Source organism: Streptomyces sp. BPTC-684 (assembly GCF_030028635.1).
Classification (GTDB): Bacteria; Actinomycetota; Actinomycetes; order Streptomycetales; family Streptomycetaceae; genus Streptomyces; species Streptomyces noboritoensis.
Genome location: NZ_CP124863.1, coordinates 7193160 through 7210716, shown reverse-complemented (window position 1 = coordinate 7210716; position 17557 = coordinate 7193160). Strand labels below are relative to the sequence as shown.

Annotated in this window: 11 protein-coding genes and 1 pseudogene; 4 read left to right on the top strand and 8 right to left on the bottom strand. The window is 71.4% G+C overall.

The features are described 5' to 3' along the window. The first annotated feature begins 257 nt into the window (after window positions 1–257). Both QIY60_RS32070 and QIY60_RS32065 read left to right on the top strand, forming a co-directional pair. Complete coding sequence (locus QIY60_RS32070; protein ID WP_283145663.1) at window positions 258–1349, top strand: PP2C family protein-serine/threonine phosphatase; 1092 nt, start codon at window positions 258–260, stop codon at window positions 1347–1349. Window positions 1350–1508: 159 nt separating this feature from the next. After that, entirely contained in the window at window positions 1509–2225 is a 717-nt protein-coding gene (locus QIY60_RS32065) for a dihydrofolate reductase (protein ID WP_283145662.1), read from the top strand. 791 nt (window positions 2226–3016) lie between these two features. On the opposite strand, the gene QIY60_RS32060 is transcribed toward QIY60_RS32065, so the two are convergent. Together QIY60_RS32060 and QIY60_RS32055 are read right to left on the bottom strand one after the other, a co-directional pair. Next, complete coding sequence (locus tag QIY60_RS32060; protein ID WP_283145661.1) at window positions 3017–3832, bottom strand: peptidoglycan-binding protein; 816 nt, start codon at window positions 3830–3832, stop codon at window positions 3017–3019. A gap of 113 nt (window positions 3833–3945) precedes the next feature. Then, window positions 3946–4137: pseudogene (locus tag QIY60_RS32055) on the bottom strand (RNA-guided endonuclease TnpB family protein); the annotation flags it as partial. A 399-nt stretch (window positions 4138–4536) separates the two neighbouring features. On the opposite strand from QIY60_RS32055, the gene QIY60_RS32050 reads away from it, so the two are divergent. Then, window positions 4537–9117, top strand: coding sequence for a hypothetical protein (locus QIY60_RS32050; protein ID WP_283145660.1), 4581 nt, complete (start codon window positions 4537–4539; stop codon window positions 9115–9117). Next, a complete protein-coding gene (locus QIY60_RS32045; protein WP_283145659.1) occupies window positions 9114–9758 on the top strand; it encodes a hypothetical protein in 645 nt (214 codons plus the stop codon). The genes QIY60_RS32050 and QIY60_RS32045 overlap by 4 nt, the downstream gene beginning before the upstream one ends. Here the strand turns inward: QIY60_RS32045 and QIY60_RS32040 are convergent. Genes QIY60_RS32040 through QIY60_RS32015 form a run of 6 tightly spaced genes read right to left on the bottom strand, consistent with a single transcriptional unit; the run spans window position 9746 to window position 17556 of the window. Next, on the bottom strand, window positions 9746–10006 hold the full coding sequence (locus QIY60_RS32040; RefSeq protein ID WP_283145658.1) for a hypothetical protein: 261 nt from the start codon (window positions 10004–10006) through the stop codon (window positions 9746–9748). The two genes, QIY60_RS32045 and QIY60_RS32040, sit on opposite strands and share 13 nt — an antisense overlap. A gap of 2 nt (window positions 10007–10008) precedes the next feature. Continuing rightward, complete coding sequence (locus QIY60_RS32035; RefSeq protein ID WP_283145657.1) at window positions 10009–12120, bottom strand: ATP-binding protein; 2112 nt, start codon at window positions 12118–12120, stop codon at window positions 10009–10011. A 6-nt stretch (window positions 12121–12126) separates the two neighbouring features. After that, complete coding sequence (locus QIY60_RS32030; protein WP_283146136.1) at window positions 12127–13911, bottom strand: hypothetical protein; 1785 nt, start codon at window positions 13909–13911, stop codon at window positions 12127–12129. 2 nt (window positions 13912–13913) lie between these two features. Further along, window positions 13914–14447, bottom strand: coding sequence for a hypothetical protein (locus QIY60_RS32025; protein WP_283145656.1), 534 nt, complete (start codon window positions 14445–14447; stop codon window positions 13914–13916). A 2-nt stretch (window positions 14448–14449) separates the two neighbouring features. Continuing rightward, window positions 14450–15589 (bottom strand): hypothetical protein, encoded by a 1140-nt coding sequence (locus tag QIY60_RS32020; protein ID WP_283145655.1) that lies wholly within the window; start codon window positions 15587–15589, stop codon window positions 14450–14452. Beyond that, the gene (locus QIY60_RS32015) at window positions 15586–17556 is read right to left on the bottom strand and encodes a hypothetical protein (RefSeq protein WP_283145654.1); all 1971 of its coding nucleotides are present in this window, start codon (window positions 17554–17556) and stop codon (window positions 15586–15588) included. The genes QIY60_RS32020 and QIY60_RS32015 overlap by 4 nt, the downstream gene beginning before the upstream one ends. Window position 17557: the final 1 nt, after the last annotated feature.

Here is a 17557-nt window from a genome sequence, read left to right as displayed (position 1 = left end):
GACACGTGGCCGACCCACAACATCTGCTCGTGCTGCGACTGGGAGCCAGGAACGCAGCGCGGCCGGGCACGCAGCAAAGCCCACACGATGCTGTCACCTGCTGCCAGCCGCCCTGCCCGGCGAAGGTTGATCAGCGACAGCAAGGTCTGAGTGGCGCGGGCCATAGGGGCGCCACTCGACCGTGGAACGGGAGGGGCAGGCAGCCGACTCTGCCCGTCAGAGCGCTATGCCCCGATTGCGCGGATATTCTAGGAAGTGTGATCGAGTCTGGACGGCCGCGGCTCCGTCGGCGCTACGGCCGAGGGAGGCTTGTGCGGCTGTCGCCGGTCATTCTGACCGTCGTGATCGCCAGCCTGGCCTACACCACTCCGCCGGAAATGGCCTTCAGCCGCCTCCTGCCCGCGGCGCCGGCCCTGGCCGCCGCCATGTGGCCGGTCCTCCCCACCGTCCTGCTCGGGACGGTCTGCCTCCTTCTGATGATCGGCCTCAGCCTCGTCTTCCCCGATCTGGGAACGTGGTGGACGGCCGCGGGTATCATCACGGTCACCGTGGCCGCCGCGTACGGAAGCCATGTCCGGCTCCAGCGGGAGCGCACCCTCCTCCAGGTACGGCTCGTCGCCGACGCGGCGCAACAGGTGGTGCTGAGCCCTATGCCACGCCGCTTCGGGAACGTCGTGATCGAGTCGCTGTACCTCGCGGCCGCGGCGGAGGCCCGCATCGGCGGGGACTTCTACGAGGTGGTCGACACGCCATACGGGGTCAGGCTGCTCATCGGCGACGTGCGCGGCAAGGGCCTGCCGGCCGTGGGAGCGGCCGCGGCGATCGTCAACGCCTTCCGGGAGGCGGCCTACGACGAGACCTACATGGTCAACGTCGCACGCAGGCTGGACGCCAGCAGCACCCGTTACAACGCCGCCTTTCCCCCCGACGAGCCGATAGAGCGCTTCGCCACCGCCCTTCTCGTCGAAATCCCGCACGAGGGCAGGCGTATCGACATCCTCAACTGCGGACACCCCCCGCCGCTGCTCCTGAACCGCAGCAAACTCCGCGTCCTCGAGCCCACCACCCCCTCGCCACTGCTCAGCCTCGCGGAGCTGATCGGCGATCACTACAACGTCGACACCTTCGACCTCGCCCCCGGCGACCTGCTGCTCCTCTATACGGACGGGATCGCCGAGGCCCGCGCCCGCGACGGCGAGTTCTTCCCACTGGCAGCTTGGATGCGTCGACAGCCCCCGACGCCGCCCCGCGAACTGCTCACGGCTCTTCACCACGACCTCCTCCGCCACAGCAGAGGACACCTTGACGACGACATCGCCGCCCTCGCCGTACGCCTGGGTGAGCCCTGAGCAACGGAAGTCCCAGTGAGCCGCCCGCACCACTCATTCCTTGATGGCACACGCTGTCTTTTGACAGCCGGGTTAGTCCGTGTGGACACGAACGCTGTCAAAACGCCTCGCTCGGATGGCAAAGGGCACACGCCCAAGGTTCAGCGGCACCGGACACCAGTGACCCGTCTCATCGAACCTTGGTGCGAGGTCGTCGGGTGCACCGATGATTTTGAGGAAGTTGCGGGGTCAGACTGGGACGGGATATACGCGTCCGGGAGAAGGAGAGGCGGCATGGGCAAGGCAATCATGGGTGCGGTGGTGTCGCTGGACGGCTTCATCGCCGACGACCGCGACGGGGTCGGGCCGCTCTTCGACTGGTACGGCAACGGAGACACCAGCTGGACTCTCCACCCCAGCGGTGACAACGTGTGCCGCACCACGCAGGCGTCGGCCGACTTCATGCGCACCCACTACCGGGACGTGGCCTGCATTGTCCACGGCCGACGGCTGTTCGATCTGACGAACGGCTGGAACGGCAAGCCCGCTGCGGGCGAGCACGTCTTCGTGGTAACCCACGAACCACCTGCGGACTGGGAGCACGCCGGCACGGCGCCGTTCACGTTCGTCGACAGCGTGGAGGCGGCCATGAGCGCCGCACAGGAGTACGCAGGCGACCGGGTCGTGGACGTGGCCGCTGGGGAGATCGGAGGCCAGGCGCTACGGCTCGGCCTCATCGATCAGGTCGTCGTGAACCTCGTGCCCGTGGTATTCGGCACGGGCCGCCCGTTCTTCGCGACGGGCGCGTTGGCCGATCCGATCCTGTTGGAGAACCCCTCGCAGATCGTCCGCGGAGACCGCGTGACACACCTCGTATACGACGTCGCGAAGAGCTGAACGCCGGACTTCGGCACGACTGCGGACGACGAGCACGAGGTGCCAACCCAACGAGCCATTCAAGGTTCACTGAGAACACCGCCGACTCCTTCGCCGACCGGCTCCGGCAGCACCCGCACAGCGGCACGGTCTGCCGGGACCGTGCCGCGCCTTCGCCGAAGGTGCCCAACGGGGCCGGCCCGGAATCTCGCAGGCCGCAGACCGGTAGTATCTCCGCCGCAGTCTCGCCACCGGGCCGGAGAAGACCGTCACCCGGCACCGCTCCTGCTGGAAAGCCACTCCATCCACTTCCGAGCAACCCGTCGCCCCGGCCAGGGTCTCGGGTGAGGAAACCCCCTACGAGCGCAAGATCCGCGAACGACGCCGCGACGTCCAGGAGTTGCTCCAGCGCGCTCTGACTGTCGACGCGGTCAGCGCACGGCTCGGTCTCGACCGCAAGACCGTATGCCGCTATGCCCGCGCCGCCACCGCCCGCAGTCGCCGATGTCGTGCGATGGATCATCGGCCGCCCGGAGAACCAGAACCACCAGGCCCGTCAGGGCCCTCAAGCACGTCTGCGAAACGCTGCCCGGAAATCGCCGAGGCCCGCCGCCCGGCCAGAGGCTTCGCCACGGGCCGCGGAGCCTCCTGGGAGAAACCGGCAACCTGCGCCGCCGACGCCGCCCGCCCGTGGCATACGAGTGCGCGCACCGCACCATGCCGGGCGCGGCCGTGGCGGCCGGGGACGTCCCGCCTGCGCCGAGTCGGCTTGAGACCCGGCGTCAGGGACGGTGCCCGGCACGGGCCTTCCGTCAGGCGGTGACGGCGAAGCCGTGGACCTTGCCCAGGGCGGTGAGCGTGGTTCCGCCGGGGATGCCGTCGGCGTCCGAGCCCTGGTAGCCCTGTCGACGCTGCCATGCGGCGTACGCGGTCACGGTGCGGGTTCCGAACGAACCGTCCACGTAAGCGGAGCTGAGCAGTCCCTCCGCTTGGAGCGCCCGCTCGACGACGAGCACCTCGGCCCGGTAGGTGGTGTGCCCTTGGGGAGCCGACGGGTCCTTACGAGCCGCCGCCACGATGTGGGACAGCGACACCGAGGGACTGGAGGGTGGTGTTCCGGTACCCCCCGGGCGGGGGGCGCCCCTCTGCACCCACGTGTAGAGGGGAGTGCCGGGGCAATCGGTGGAGTAGCCGTCGCGGTGCCCGCGGATCTCGTTGCCCGCGCCGTGCCGGCGCAGCAGCTCGATGCCGTCGCGGATCGCGCCGAGCATGGCGTCGGTGGGCTGGGTCAGGCCCTCGCTGCCGACGAGGCCGCAGATCGCGTAGTGGGCGCGGTTGAGGGGCTGGTTGCCGTTGGCACCGGTCCGCTTGCCGATGCCCCGGCCTTCGAGGAGGTAGCCGTGGGGGCAGGCGCCGTAGTTGTAGGCGATGTCGCTGTAGTTCTCCTCCTTGTTGGCCAGGTGAGAAGCTCGGATGGCCTTCCACTCGGCGATGCACCGGGCGTGGTCGGTCAGGAGCTCGCGAGAGACCGGGCTGCCTTCGTAGTGGACCTTGACCCCGTCGGTGGAGGTCTGGGTGGGGGCGGCTGAGAGCGGCCAGCCCAGTTCGGCGCGGGTGACGAGTTTCATGGAGGCCCCTCCAGGACAGAGCTGGGCCCCGACCGGACGGCCGGGGCACTCAGTGGTGGTACCGACCAGGCAGTGTCCGCCGGACAGCGTGACCAGAGCGTCTCCGCTGCGTCCCGGCCAGTGGCGGGCAGCGGCACTGTCTCGGCCGGGATGACGAAGGAGGCGTACCAGTGGCCGAGGCTGTCTTGGCGCACCCGCACACTCGACGGCGCCGCGGGAAACTGCCATGACCACACCGCGGTAGGCACGATCCGGCCCGTCAGGTGCAGGCGCTGGTCTTCGAGGCGGATCCTCGGGTGGTGTAGGCCCCGTCGGGAGGCTTTTCGACAGCGGCTCCTTCTGGCCCCGGCTCCTCTCTGCTCTGCACGTCGGGGGCGACATGGCGGCCTTCGCGGTGAGCCAGCACCGCGGCGGCGGCCGTGTGGTGTACCTCGGATGGACGGGACCGATCCTGTCGTCATGCAGCCGCAGCCCTGGGCGCGCTATGCCTGGACGCCGCGCCGGTCACGACGGCACGGGGTTCGCCCTCGGGTCCCGGCGCGTGAAGCCCGCGCGGCGCGGCTTGGCCGGAGCCCCGCCACGTCGTCGCCCGCATGGAGACGCTGCGGACATACCGGGGTGACGGTCTGGTCACGGGCGCGTTGGGACGCTTGGTCGGGAGTGTCCGTGGGGGTGTCCGTCCTGCCGTGGGAGGGTTGCATCCGATGCCAGCGCCGAAGGCTCTCGCGGTGCGGCCGGTGGTGGCGACGCCGACGGCCGTACCGGCGAAGGAGCGGACGGAGGCGCCGCCCGGCTCCGTGCAGCCGCGAGTGCCGATGTCGCCGACGTCCGCGTCCGCGTTGTCCGCGTCGAACGCGACGGTGATGGCCGTTCTGACCGCCGGGCGCGGGCCGGCGCAGGCTCCGCCTGGCGCGCAGGACATGGTGGGCAATGGGGCGGTCGCGGCGGCGGGCCGTGCCGACGCTGTTCCTCTCCAGCCGGCCGGGGCGGAGGTGGCGCCCCCGGAGCCGGCTGCGGCTGCTGCCGCGCCGGAGGTGAAGGCGCGGCCCGGGCCGGAGGCCGATGCGAAGTTCGCGGCGTTGAAGAAGGACGTACGGCACAAGAAGCGCTCCCTGGCCGGCTCGCATCCACCCGCGCGGGCGGAGGCGGTGGCGGCGCAGGACGCGGCCCGGCCGCCCAAGGACGACGAGGAGGCGCAGGGCAAGAGCGCCAACGCGGAGAAGATGGATGCCGCCAAGCCGAAGGAGTTCGACAAGGAGGCGTTCATCCGGGCGGTCGAGAAGGCGATCGCGGAGAAGGCACCGAAGAACCTCGACGAGGCGGACAAGTTCGCCGATTCCGGCAAGGCCGGTGAGGTACGGGCAGAAGTGCGCGGCAAGGTCGGCGAGGGCCGGACGGAGTCGGCCGAGCAGATCGCCACGACGACCGCCGCGCCGCCGGACACCTCCAAGGCCGTGCCCAAGACGGTCGTCCCGCTCACCTCCGACCGGCCGCCCAGAACCCCGGGCACGCCCGATCCGGCGAAGGCGGTGCCGGACAAACTGCCGCCGTCGGCCACAGACCTGTCCGCCGGGCCCGCCGCCGTCAACCAGCAGATGGCCGACGCCCAGGTCACCGAACCCCAAATGGCGAAGTCCAACGAGCCCTCCTTCACCAAGGCGCTGGGTGAGAAGAAGGCCGCCGAGCAGCACTCCGAGCAGGCGCCCGGCCGGATGCGCAAACACGAGGCGAACCAGCTGCGCACGACCACCGCGCAGGCCAAGCGGCTCGGGGCCGCCGCGATGGGGGCGATGGCCGCCCAGCGGGTGCGGACCGGCCAGCAGGTCGGCCAGGGCAAGTCCGGTGCACAGAGCCGGGACGAGGAGAAGCGGGCCCAGGTCACGGCCGTCCTGCAAGGTGTCTTCGACACGATGAAGAAGGACGTCGAGGGGATTCTCGACGGCCTCGACAAGCTGGTCGACAAGCAGTTCGACGACGGTGAAAAGCAGGCGCGGGCCGATTTCACCGCCGAGCACAAGCGCAAGATGGAGGAGTACAAGGACCGGCGCTACTCGGGCTGGTCCGGCAAGTGGCACTGGGTGCGGGACAAGTTCGCCGGGCTGCCCGCCGAGGCCGACAAGATCTTCGACGAGGCCCGGGACAACTACATCCGCCGGATGCGGCAGGTGATCTCGGATGTCGCGAACACCGTCGCCGCCGAGCTGAACAAGGCGAAGCAGCGGATCACGCGGGGCCGCAAGGAGATGGCCGACGCGGTGAACAAGCTGCCCGCCGACCTGAAGGCCATCGGGCGCCAGGCCGCGGCCGAGTTCACGAGCAAGTTCGACGAGCTCACCCAGACGGTGGACGACAAGGGCACCCAGCTCGTCGACACGCTCGCCACCAAGTACACCGAGGCACTCAAATCCGTCGACAACGAGATCGCCGCGGAGAAGGAGAAGAACAAGGGCCTGGTGGCCAAGGCCGTCGACGCGGTCAAGGGCGTCATCGAGACCATCCTGGAACTCAAACGCCTGCTGCTCTCCGTGCTGGCCAAGGCCGCCTCGGCCGTGATGATGATCCTCAAGGATCCGATCGGGTTCCTGCGCAACCTGGTGAGCGCGGTCGGCGCGGGGCTGCGGCAGTTCCTCAAGAACATCGGTACGCACCTGCAGCAGGGCATCCTGTCCTGGCTCCTCGGCAAGGCCACCGAGGCGGGGCTCGAACTGCCCGCGAAGTTCGACACCAAGGGCGTCCTGACCATGCTGGCCGGTCTGGTCGGCCTGACCTGGCAATCGATCCGCGCCCGGATCGTCCGCAGGGCCCCCAAGCTGGAACCGGCCGTCAGCGCGGCCGAGACCGCGGAGCCGCTGGTCGCCGAGGTCAGCAAGCGGGGCGTCGCCGGGATGTGGGACGACCTCAAGACCCGTGTCGGCGACCTGCGCAAGAACCTGCTCGACAAGGTCATCGAGTATGTGACGCCCACGATCGTGGTGGCCGGGATCATGTGGGTGATCTCGCTGCTCAACCCGGCGTCCGCGTTCGTCCGGGCCGTCAAGCTGATCATCGACATCGTCCGGTTCATCATCACCCAGGCCCGCCAGATCTACGAGTTCGTCAACTCCGTCCTCGATTCGGTCATCGCCATCGCCCGCGGCGCGACCGGCGGCGTCCCCGCCCTCATCGAACGCTCCCTGGCCCGATCCATCCCCGTCCTGCTCGGCGTCCTGGCAGCCGTTCTAGGCGTCGGCGGCATCGCCGCCCGCGTCAAACAGATCGTCCAGGCCATGGCCAAACCCGTGACCACGGCGGTGGACTGGGTCATCGACAAGATCGTCGGCCTGGTGAAGAAGCTGTGGGCCAAGATCAAGCCCAAGTTCGGCAAGAAGAAGCCGGAGCGTCGGCGGGACCGCGACCTGCCCGGCAAGCCCCGGAAGCGGGACCGGCGCAGGCCCGGTGCCAAGCCCGACAGGAAGAAGGACCGGCCCGGCAAACCGTCCAAGAAGGACATGGAACACGCCCTCGACGCCGCCGTCCGCGAGGCGACACGGCTGCTCGAAGCGGAGTCGGCCACCGAAGAGTCGGTGCGGCGGGGCCTTCCGGCCATCAAGACACGGCACCACCTCACCCAGATCGAGCTGGAGCGGGCAGCTCCCGGCAGGTACTTCGTCACGGTGGCCATCAATCCCAAGAAGCGGACGTCGTACAAGAGCCTCTTCCCGTACAAGATCGGCAAGGCCGCGAAACCGGTCGTCATCAGACGGCACTCCCACGCGATCACACAGTTGCACGCCATCACGATGCCCATGGGCGGGGACGACAACTGGATCGGCTTCGTCGTCAACATGGCGTCCGTTCCCGACGACATCAAGAGCAAACCGAACGTGGCGCTCCGGTACCTCGACGAGGCGTGGGCGGACAGCGGGGCCCCCAACGCGAAGGACATGGCGGCGGCGAGAACGGCCGTCGTGATCGGGGTCAACACGTTCGAGCGGCTGAACCCGGCGGGGGACGATCCCGTCCGTGGGGCCATGGAAGGCATCCACCGCAAGCCGGAGTTGCTGCTCGCGGTCTTCGGGTTCGTCTGGACGCCCCGGTGGGTCAAGGGCAAGGACAAGGTCCCGGTCCCCATCGAGGAGGTCCGCGAGGCATACCAGCGGCTGGAAGGCCGCAACAAGGCGCGCGCCGAGAAGAACGAAGGGCGTCTGCGCGGCAAGGGCGCGCTCCCCTACGGCGTCATCCGCGAGCAAGTGTTCGGTTCCGAGTACACCCGCAGGGCGGTCGACATCCTCAAGGAGGTGAACCGACAGGTCCACATCGTGAGCCAGGACGCCGACACCGGAGTCGCGGCCAAGAGAGGGGTGGGGGTCCTGCGTGCGTACGAGACGGCGCTCGCCGAGATGGCGCGGCAGCCGCTGCTGACCATCGGCGGCTACCACTTCGAGGACTTCGACTGGGGCAGGGACGCCGACCGCCGTGCGAAACAGCTGACCCGGCTGGCCAACGCGCTGGACCGGGGCATCCGGGACGCCATCGCCAAGCAGTACCCGCAGATGCTCTACCCGACCGAGCCGAACATGCTCATCAAGGCGTGGGACCGGGACCACGCGGACGGAATATTCCAGAACGCCCGGGTCCTCGCCCTGCTGGAGGTCCAGGGCAAGTTCATGGGCGTCGGCGGTGCCGAGGGGCGGTTCCTGCGGAACGTGCTCATGAAGATCTTCGGCGAGGACTTCAGTGTGCGCCACCTGCCGGAGGCGAGCACGAGCACGAGCCCGCTGCCCAAGGACTTGGCCCGGGGCCTCACCGTGCCGCCCAAGGCCGTCTCGCGGGCCGAGCGGGGCAAGATGCTCTCCGGCGGCGAGGAGGTGGCCATCCGGGTCAGCCATCGGATGTACGCGCTGATCATCCAGTCCCAGTCGTACGCCAGCGCCCAGACCCTGGCCAGGGAGTTCGTCCGGTCGACTCCCGGGCTGAGCGAGACCGCCCAGACCGAGCTGCGGAACAAGATCTTCGTCCATGTCGAGGACGTCGCCATGCTGATGTCCGACAAACCGAGACTGACCGCCCGCAGCCCGGCCGTCCAAGCCCGGCTCAGGCAGCTCGAAAGCGATATGCGGGCCCTGGTCAGCAATGACATCGCGCAGCAGGACGAGCGGTACCGGAACGCCGTTCAGAAGGCGTACGAGGTGACTCAGGAGATCATTTCGGCGATGACCGCGCCGCAGTTCACCGGAGTCTGGAAACGTATCAACAGGGTCCTCGAAGACCTCACGAAGAAGCCGAGACGAGGAGGGCGACAATGACCCGGGAGGTCGTCGACCGTCTGCGGGCCGAGGCGTCACGCGAGGACTACGCGTCGATGACCCGGCTGGCGCGGGCGCTGTACGAGACGGGGCTCGGCCCACGCGAGGTGCTGCGCGACTGCTACGGCGTGGCGTTCCCCGAGGAGGTGTTCGTCCTCGTCGACGGCGGTCTGTGGCGCCTTGACCTGCGGGCCCGCTTCACCAACCAGCCGTGGCAGCTCGCCCTGCCTCCCGACCGGGGAGGTCCGGCGGCCGTCCCCAACAGCATGGCCGCCACTGAGCAGCGGCTGCTGGCCGAGGACCCCGATCTGATCCCGCTCGTCCGCGTGCCCGCCGCCGCCTTCGGCAAGGAGGACCGGATCGTCTGCTACCGGCTCGGCGAGTTGCGGGCCGGCCGCTCAACGGTCTTCCGCCTCTTCGAGACGTCCGATGCCGACGAGGCGCTCTGCTGCGGGGAGTCCTTGCTGGAGATCCTGCACGACGAGCACGCCAACGCCGTCCGCCGACTTGAGGAGCAGCAGCGCAAGCCGTCGAACTGGGGCGCGGGTTCGGTGGACGACGAGGAAGTGGAGCAGGCGTACGAGTCGCTGGAGCGCGTCCGGGACCTCCAGCGCGAGGCGGCCGGGCGTCAGGGGGACTGAACGGACGGCGGCTTCGGCAGCGGTGAGGGCATCGGCAGCACCGCACCCGCGCGGGCCACCGCCGCGTTCCCCACCTGGTTCTGCCCGGCCAGCAGGATCTGCGCGACAGTCGTCGGCAGTTTCGCATGGCCCTCGGGCGGCGGGCGGCGCTGGTCCGTGATACCCGTGGTGCGGCTCTCCACGACGCGCACTGGCGGCACCGGCGCCACCAACCGATGGAGAGACAGCGGAGGTTCGGTCGGCAGCATGGTTACCCCTCGGGGGCGTCGGCCAGCAGATGGGCGTGGGAGCCTAGTTCGGACGGGCGCAGGAGGCGGGCCTCGCGTTGGAACTGGCGGGCCACGCCGCGGACCACGTGGCGCATGCCGATCGCCCCGCCGCCCCCTTCCGCCGCCGCCAGCGCGGCCGTGCGGGCCGCCGCGGTGATGCCTGCGCCCGTCATGTCCAGGCGGGAGAGGATGTCCAGGTCCACGTCCGCGGCCAGCGGGGCCTGCTCGGGGAACGCCAGGCGCCACAGTCTGCGGCGTTCGGCGGTTGCCGGGCGGGGGAAGTGGACCACGAAGTGGAAGCGGCGGGTGAACGCCGGGTCGATGTTGTCCTTGAGGTTGCTGGTCAGGATGACCAGGCCGTCGCTGGCCTCCAGGCGTTGGAGCAGGTAGCCGACCTCCAGGTTGGCGTACCTGTCCGTGCCGTGCTTCACCTCGCCCCGCTTGCCGAACAGCGCGTCCGCCTCGTCGAAGAGCAGCACCGCGTGGCTCTCCTCCGCCTGGCGGAACGCCGCCTCCATGTTCTTCTCCGTCTCGCCCACCCACTTCGACACCACTTGGGCCAGGTCCACTTTCAGGAGTTCCAGGCCCAGCATGCCGGTGACTATCTCCGCCGACATCGTCTTGCCCGTCCCCGGCTCCCCCGTGAAGAGCGCCTTCACGCCGCCGTGCGCCGCCCGGCGGGCGAATCCCCAGGTCTCGGCGACCCGGGGCCAGGCGCGGAAGGCCGAGGCGATCTCCAGGATCTGGTTCAGCTGGAAGTCCGGCAGGACCAGGTCCTCGACCGTGCGCCGGGGCACGATCGAGTGGACGGCGCTGCCGCTGCGGCCGCGCGTGACCGTGGCGATGGCGGGTTCGACGTGGTCGGCGACCGGTTCCGGGCTGCCGTTGCCTGCCAGGCGCGCCCCGGCGTCGGCGACCGACGCCACGGCCCGCAGCTCGCCGCCGCTCATCCGGTACCGGACGGCCAGATCCTCGAGCAGGGCTCCGTTCAGGCCCGGCAGCGCGGAGGCCCACATCGCTCGCCGGTCCACCAGGCCCGGTACCGGAACGGTGAGTTCGGCGTATGCGCGCGCGGCCAGCAGGCCCTGCGGGCGCCAGGGTTTGAGGCCGGTCAGGCACACCGGTACCCGTGATCGGAGCAGCACCGCGGACACCGCCTCGGCCTGCTGGCGCTGCGGCTCGCCGTGCAGGTCGTCCGTCGCGATCCACAGCACCGCCCCCAGTACGGCAGCCGTCCGCAGATCGGCCTCGGGGTCGGCGGTCAGGCTCCGCAGGGGTGTTCCCGCCGCCCGGGCCAGCGCCTGGACGGCGTCGAGCTGGCCGTCGGGCGGGCAGCCCCACAGCCCGGCCAGGTCGATGTCGCCCGCACCCAGCGCGCGGCCGAGCCGGGTGAGCCCGTCCGAGGACAGGTACGGAGAAAGCACCTGCAGCCGCGGCCCGGCCACCTCGCCGGGGTCGTGGCCCAGCACCCCCACATCCCCGCCCCAGCCAAGCAGGAACTCCAGCACACCCGGCCCGAGGACCAGTTCCTGGGCCAGCTCGACCGGCGCCTCGCCGTGCGCGCGCAGCAGGCCGTAGCGGCGCAGCGGCCCGGCCGGGCCGAGGGCCCGGCGCCGGGCGAGGCGCGCGGCCGCCGTCGGAGTGCCGACCTCGACCAGCAGTTCCACGCACGGCAGCCGCCGGTTGAGGTTGTCGACGATGTACGCGTAGATGCGCTCGTAGCCCCGGTCCAGCTCGGGCCCGGCGACCAGGAGCAGCGCGTCCTGGTCCGCGCGGGTCAGGCCGAACCGGGTGGCGAGCGCGTCCAGCGGCAGGGTCACCCCGTCGGCCGAGGCGCGCCGCCGCAGGTCCCGTTCACCGTCCGGCTCCGAGCTCGTCGGTTCGTACGGTTCGTACGGTTCGGACATGGCCTCGGTGAAGGCGTGCACCTCGCCGAGGAGTACGCCGACCTGCTCGTCGGTCACGCAGTACGGCGTGAGGTCCGGCCGGGTGAGCCGGGCGGCGAGCCGTGCCTGCCGCTCGACAGCCGCTCGCAGCGCCCGGTGCACGTCGGACAGCCGGATGCGCAGGTGTTCCACCGCCGGTTCGATCATCAGCGCTCACCCGCCGGAGAAGGTCAGGGCACGGCCGCCCAGCCACACCACATCCGGTACGTCGGCCAGGAGTCCGCCGCGCAGCAGATCCGCGTGGCGCCGACCGAGCGGGACGCGTACCCGGACGGCCTCGGGTTCGAACCGTACGGTGGCGTCCAGGTCGGCGAACCGGGTCAGGGCGAGCACCGGATCGGGTGTCTCGCGCTCGCGCCAGAGCGTCCAGGCGATCGTGCTCAGGCCGAGCCCGGCGGCGAGGGTGACGGACCGCTCCAGAGCGCCGTCCCGCGCGAGCGGCACCGCCCGGCGCTGCCCGGCCAAGGCGTCGACCAGGTCCGCGAGCCGTGCCGCGTGGCCGGGCAGCTGGGCGGCGAGCCGCAGGTCGAGCACGGCGCCCTCGGCCGTCCACAGCGGGGTGCGCCAGGGAACCCGCGCCACCGGGTCACCGCGCAGCGGCCGTATCCCGGTCAGGAACGGCACACCGGCCGCGGCCAGTTCGCGCAGGGTTCCGGAGGGCAGCGGTCCGTCGCAGATCAGCACGGGCGGCCGCCCGCAGGTCTGCCAGTACGGGAGCAGCGCCGAGACCCTCTCGGCCCAGGCGATCGGGAACATGCCCTGGGCATCGACGAGGAGCAGCCGGTCGTCGGTCCCCGTGAGCAGCAGCGGGTCGGCGGGGTCGTGCCCCCGGCACACCGAGAGCGCGAGGACACCGTCGAGCACCGCGAGCGCGGGCCGTACGAGACGGGCGAACTCGGTCAGCCGCTCTTCCGGTACGGGCGCGTCAAGACCCGCGAAGACGGCCGCGGCCTCGCTGTCCCGCTCGGTGCGGCGCCAGCCCCGCTCCGTCATGCCGAGGACCTTGTACGCGAGGGCCGCCGCGAAGAGCGGTGCGTCCTCGGCGCACTCGACACCGGCCAGGGCGGGGCCGATCGCGTCCAGGTATCCGATCCGCGCCAGCGGCCCCACGAGCAGGAACGGCAGCGCGGACCACACCCGCGTCTCGCCCGCCTTCCGGGGCACGGCGGCCCCGCCCATGGCGGCGGGCCGACGGTCCGTCGCCATGGGCTGCTCGACCGTCTCCTCGGGCGCATCGGGCAGGGACCGGGCCAGCCGTACGACGTCCTCGCGGGGCGCCGACGCCACGTACTCGACGAGGAGCCGGGTCACTTCCTCGGCACCACCGCCCGACAGGCGTGCGCGCAGCGGCTCGGGCAGTGCCTCGGCCGACCGGGCCGGCAGGGCGCGCCCGGCGAGCTCCGCGAGCAGCCGGGCGGCCACCGCGTCGTCGGTGCCGAGCAGCGCGAGCGCGTAGGCCCGTACCGAGTCGTCCGGCAGGAGCGCGAGCAGCGCGTCCAGTTCGTCGCGCTCGGCGAGTTCGGCGAAGAGTGCCGCAGCCGACGGCACGGACCATGAACTCGCGCTCACGGAGAGGGAGTCCGCCAGGGAATCCGCGAAGGACTGCGTGGCCGCCTCCGCGTCTGCGGCCGACGTGGCGCTCGGGACCGCGACCACCGGCGCCGAGGTGAAGTGGACCTCGGCGGGCACCCCGCCGCTCCCGGACCACCAGCGCCCGCCGGGCCGGACGGTGACGGTCACCGGCTCGGTGATCTCCACATCCGGGCCGTCGCCACTCAGGTGTTCGGCGAAGTGGTCCGCCAGCAGCTCCGGCAGGGAGTCGATCACTTGGCGGACCAGGCCGCGGGGGTCGGGTCCCCAGCTCCACCCACCGCGCCGGACCACCGTCACCGTGCAGCGGTGCACGGTGATCTCGCCGGTGGGCGGCGCGGTGGGCATGTTCACGGCGCTACCGCCTTCAGCGTCTCCAGGCGGCCCGCCCAGCCGGAGGCGAGGACCAGCACGCCGTGCGAGCTTTTCTCGGCAAAGCTCACCGGGAGGTTCACCGCTTGCTTGTTCGCGGGAATCTGTGCGGTGAGCACAAGGGTGTCCTGCTCGTCGGAGACCAGCGCGACCACTTTGGTGGGCCGGGCCGAGGCGTCCGTGACCGTGACGCCCAGTTCGGTCGTCGACAGCTTCAGCCCGTCCTTCCACGCCTTCAGGCGCACCAGGGTGGGTTTGGGCTTGTCCTCCACCAGCTCGACCCCGAACGCCAGCGGCTCGGCGAAGACGCCCGGTTCGTCGTCCACGGTCGCCACGCGCAGCTCTTTGGCGTCCAGGCCGAGGGTCACGGTCCTGCCCCGGTCGAGCGGGACGCGGAACGGCAGCGCGCGTCCGACGAGCGAGGCCACGTCGGCCGGGGCGCCCGCGCCGGTCAGGGCCAGGGCGCCCACGACATGGCCGGTGTCGTGCACGTACACCACTGACAGGGCCATCGTCAGCCACCTCCGTTCGTCGGCGCGACCGTTGCCAGGACCAGGAAGTCGACCGCTCCGGGCCGCTCGACCACCTTGCCCGGGGCCGACCCCGGGTCGTACAGGCGTACCCGGCACCGCACCCGCCGGTCGGCGTCCACGGCGGCCTCCACCGGGGTGAGCAGCGCCGAGTCCGTGGGCGGCGGCGACAGGTGCGGGGTCAGATGGACGTGGAGGACGACCCGGCCGTCGGCGACCTGCTGCGGGGTGACCCCGGCGGGCAGGGGAAGCAGCATGCCGTCGGTGGCCGTCCCGGAGGCCACCAGCGTGCTGCCCGCCGGCATCCGGCCGCTGAAGCTGCCCTCGATCGTCAGGTTTCCGTTGGCGGCCACGGTCATCAGCGGAGCGATCGAGCCGCTGCCCTGGTAGAGACCGAAGACCAGGCTCGGCTTGTCGCCGCCGGAGAGCACGATCGCCGGTTTGCCCTCCAGGGCCGCAGGTCCCGTGCGCAGGGTCAGCGAGCCGGAGCGGGCCGAGACGGTGTCCGCGCGGACCCCGGCGAAGCGGACCGCGACCCCTCGTGCCTTGGTCTCGACGCCGGTGAGATGGCCTTCCTTCCAGCGGACGTAGCCGAGCAGGACGAGCCAGCGGGTCGGCGGATCGGCCGGTGCCGCGCCGACCACGGGCGGCCGCTGCTCGGCGACGAGACGCTCGTCGCCGAGGCGTCCGAACAGGATCTGGTACGACTCCTCCACCCGGGTCTTCGCGGCGGTGGTGCCGCACGAGTCCGGGCGCGGGGACTGGGCCGGTTCCCGGTCGGCCGCCGTGAGGAAGACGGGATACGGCTCGTCGGTGGGCTGGTCGGCGCCGTTGACCTCTTCGAAGTCGCTCTCGCGCAGCACGACCGGCTCGGCGACGACCACCTCGCGGCCGGTCCCGTCGACGGCAAGGCCCGGCGAGACGCTCACCTCGACATAGCGGGCGTTGGTCATCGGGTCGGTGCGGGGCGCGGTGACCAGGCCGAGCCCTTCGGCGACTCCCCACTCGTGGAGGTGCCGCGCGTGCCGGGCGGCCAGAGCGCGGGTGTACTCCACGGTGGCCGACAGGTCCGCGGCGGCCAGCACCTGGCCCTCGTGGAAGGCAGGGCGCAGCGGGCCCGTCATGGCGTCTCACCGGGCTTCCGGGGACGAGCGGAACGGGTCCGCCGAGCCGGGGGCTTGCTGGGCTCGGGCTCCTCGCTGTGCGGTGCGCTCTCCAGCTGCTCCAGGCGGGACCCGAGCTGAACGGGCAGTTCCTCGCGCATCCGGCTCACCTCGGTCTGCGCGCTGCCCAGTTGGGCCCGCAGCCCCTCCAGGGAAGCGGTCAGGTCCGCCACTTGGGTCCTGAGCCGGGCCAGTTCCCGCAGGCTGTCGGTGACTTCGCCGGGGGTGGTGTAGACCTGCTCGTGGAGCGCCTTGGGCGGTGTCTCACCGGGTGCGGGGGTGAGCAGCAGGGTCAGCATCTCCTCCAGGTCGCCGGTGCGCTGCCAGTCGCCGAGCAGGCCCTCGGCATACGGCCGCGGCACCGGGCCCTCGGTCGCGAACGCCGGCTTGCGGTACGTCTCCGGCGGCTTGCAGCAGACCCGCTCGGCCAGTTCGCGCAGCCGGTAGAGCTTGGGCAGCCACTCGCCGTACTGCGATCCGCCCGGCAGCACCTGCTCCCGGGTGGCGGAGCAGATCCGTACGACGTCGCAGCCGTCGAGTTCCACATACGCGAGCAGGACGTCGGTGTCCGTGCAGTCGGGGCACGGCGGGTTGAGCGTGGCGCACGCCGCGTCGGTGAGGAACCGGCGCACCGCGCCGCTCAGCGCGGCGGCGGCTTCCGCGATCCGCTGGAGGTCGGCGATGCTCACCCGCTCCACGCTGTCGGTGCGCGGCGGCGGCAGGAGCGGCGGCACGTCGATCCTGGCGACGTCCCTGCGCAGGGCGCACTCGGCGAGCGCCTCGTGCTCCAGGCGGCCGAGCAGCCACTCCCGGATCAGGCCGAGGTCCGCGCGGAACTCCACCTGGAGCGCGTGGCTGAGGGGGGTGCCCTGCGCCACGAGCCGTACTTCCAGCGGGGCATCCGGGTCGCCGCGTTCGGGCACGATCCGGGCGGCGGTCTCGGTGACGACCGCGCGGGCGACCGAGCGGTGCAGCGGGTCCGGCCACGCCGCCTCCATGTCGGCGCCGCCGAGGCGGTCGCACGCCGTCCCCAGCACCTGGCGGGCCTCCCGGACGCTCGCGAGGTCCGGGTAGTCCTTCCTGAGCTGCTCCTGGCCCGGCTCGTCGTAGGTGTCGTGCCGGGCCACGGCACTGGCCAGCGCGCGGACGTGCTCGGTCATCTCGCGGGCCGTCGGCGGTGGCGGCGGCCCCTCGCCGGGCGCGTTCTGGCGCAGCCAGGCGAGGCTCGCGGCGTACCGCTTGGCGTCGGCGGCGTCGAAGCGGAAGGTCCGGCCGGAAGCGAGCGCCGCAGCGGACATGGAGTCGAGGTAGCGGCCGAGCCGCAGGTCGCGTGAACGGGCCTGATCGGCCCGCGCGAGGTTGCCCAGGCTCGCGAGGAGCCGACTTCCGGGGTTGTGGCGGTGGTCCTCGAACTCGCCGCACTTGACGAGGAACCGGAACCCTTCCTGGATACGGGAGGGCACACACCCGGGCGAGGGGCACGGCTCCTCCGTGGCATAGGGGGCCACCGGTTCGACGGAGAGCTCCCGGTACCGCACGAAGAGGCCGTAGCGGCGCGAGCCGTCGTCCTCGCAGGGGTCGCCGCAGTCCACTCCGAGGGCGCTGATCCGCTGCTCCTGCACCATGGCCCGCACGTCGACCCGCTCGGTGCAGGACACCACGATGTCGTTGCCCGCGCAGTCGAGCGCGTGGCCGGGGTGCACCTCCACGGTCCCGCCGCCGCAGGGGGCGCAGGTGACGCCGAGGCCGCAGACGACGCCCGGCCCGAACAGCGACCGGTTGTGCAGTCGGCTCTTCGCCGTCATGTAGTCGACCAGCAGGCCGAGATCGTCCTCGGTCAGCAGTTGCCCGGCGAAGAAGCGGGGTCGTACGAAGGCGGACGTCACGGTGGCCTCACCCCCGCAGCCGCATTCGCAATCTGTTCGCATG

What these genes read in the sequence shown, in the direction of transcription:
- QIY60_RS32060 (WP_283145661.1), bottom strand. Translation starts at nt 3,832, where the DNA reads ATGAAACTCGTCACCCGCGCCGAACTGGGCTGGCCGCTCTCAGCCGCC.
- QIY60_RS32050 (WP_283145660.1), top strand. Translation starts at nt 4,537, where the DNA reads ATGCCAGCGCCGAAGGCTCTCGCGGTGCGGCCGGTGGTGGCGACGCCG.
- QIY60_RS32045 (WP_283145659.1), top strand. Translation starts at nt 9,114, where the DNA reads ATGACCCGGGAGGTCGTCGACCGTCTGCGGGCCGAGGCGTCACGCGAG.
- QIY60_RS32040 (WP_283145658.1), bottom strand. Translation starts at nt 10,006, where the DNA reads ATGCTGCCGACCGAACCTCCGCTGTCTCTCCATCGGTTGGTGGCGCCG.
- QIY60_RS32035 (WP_283145657.1), bottom strand. Translation starts at nt 12,120, where the DNA reads ATGATCGAACCGGCGGTGGAACACCTGCGCATCCGGCTGTCCGACGTG.
- QIY60_RS32030 (WP_283146136.1), bottom strand. Translation starts at nt 13,911, where the DNA reads ATGCCCACCGCGCCGCCCACCGGCGAGATCACCGTGCACCGCTGCACG.
- QIY60_RS32025 (WP_283145656.1), bottom strand. Translation starts at nt 14,447, where the DNA reads ATGGCCCTGTCAGTGGTGTACGTGCACGACACCGGCCATGTCGTGGGC.
- QIY60_RS32020 (WP_283145655.1), bottom strand. Translation starts at nt 15,589, where the DNA reads ATGACGGGCCCGCTGCGCCCTGCCTTCCACGAGGGCCAGGTGCTGGCC.
- QIY60_RS32015 (WP_283145654.1), bottom strand. Translation starts at nt 17,556, where the DNA reads ATGCGAACAGATTGCGAATGCGGCTGCGGGGGTGAGGCCACCGTGACG.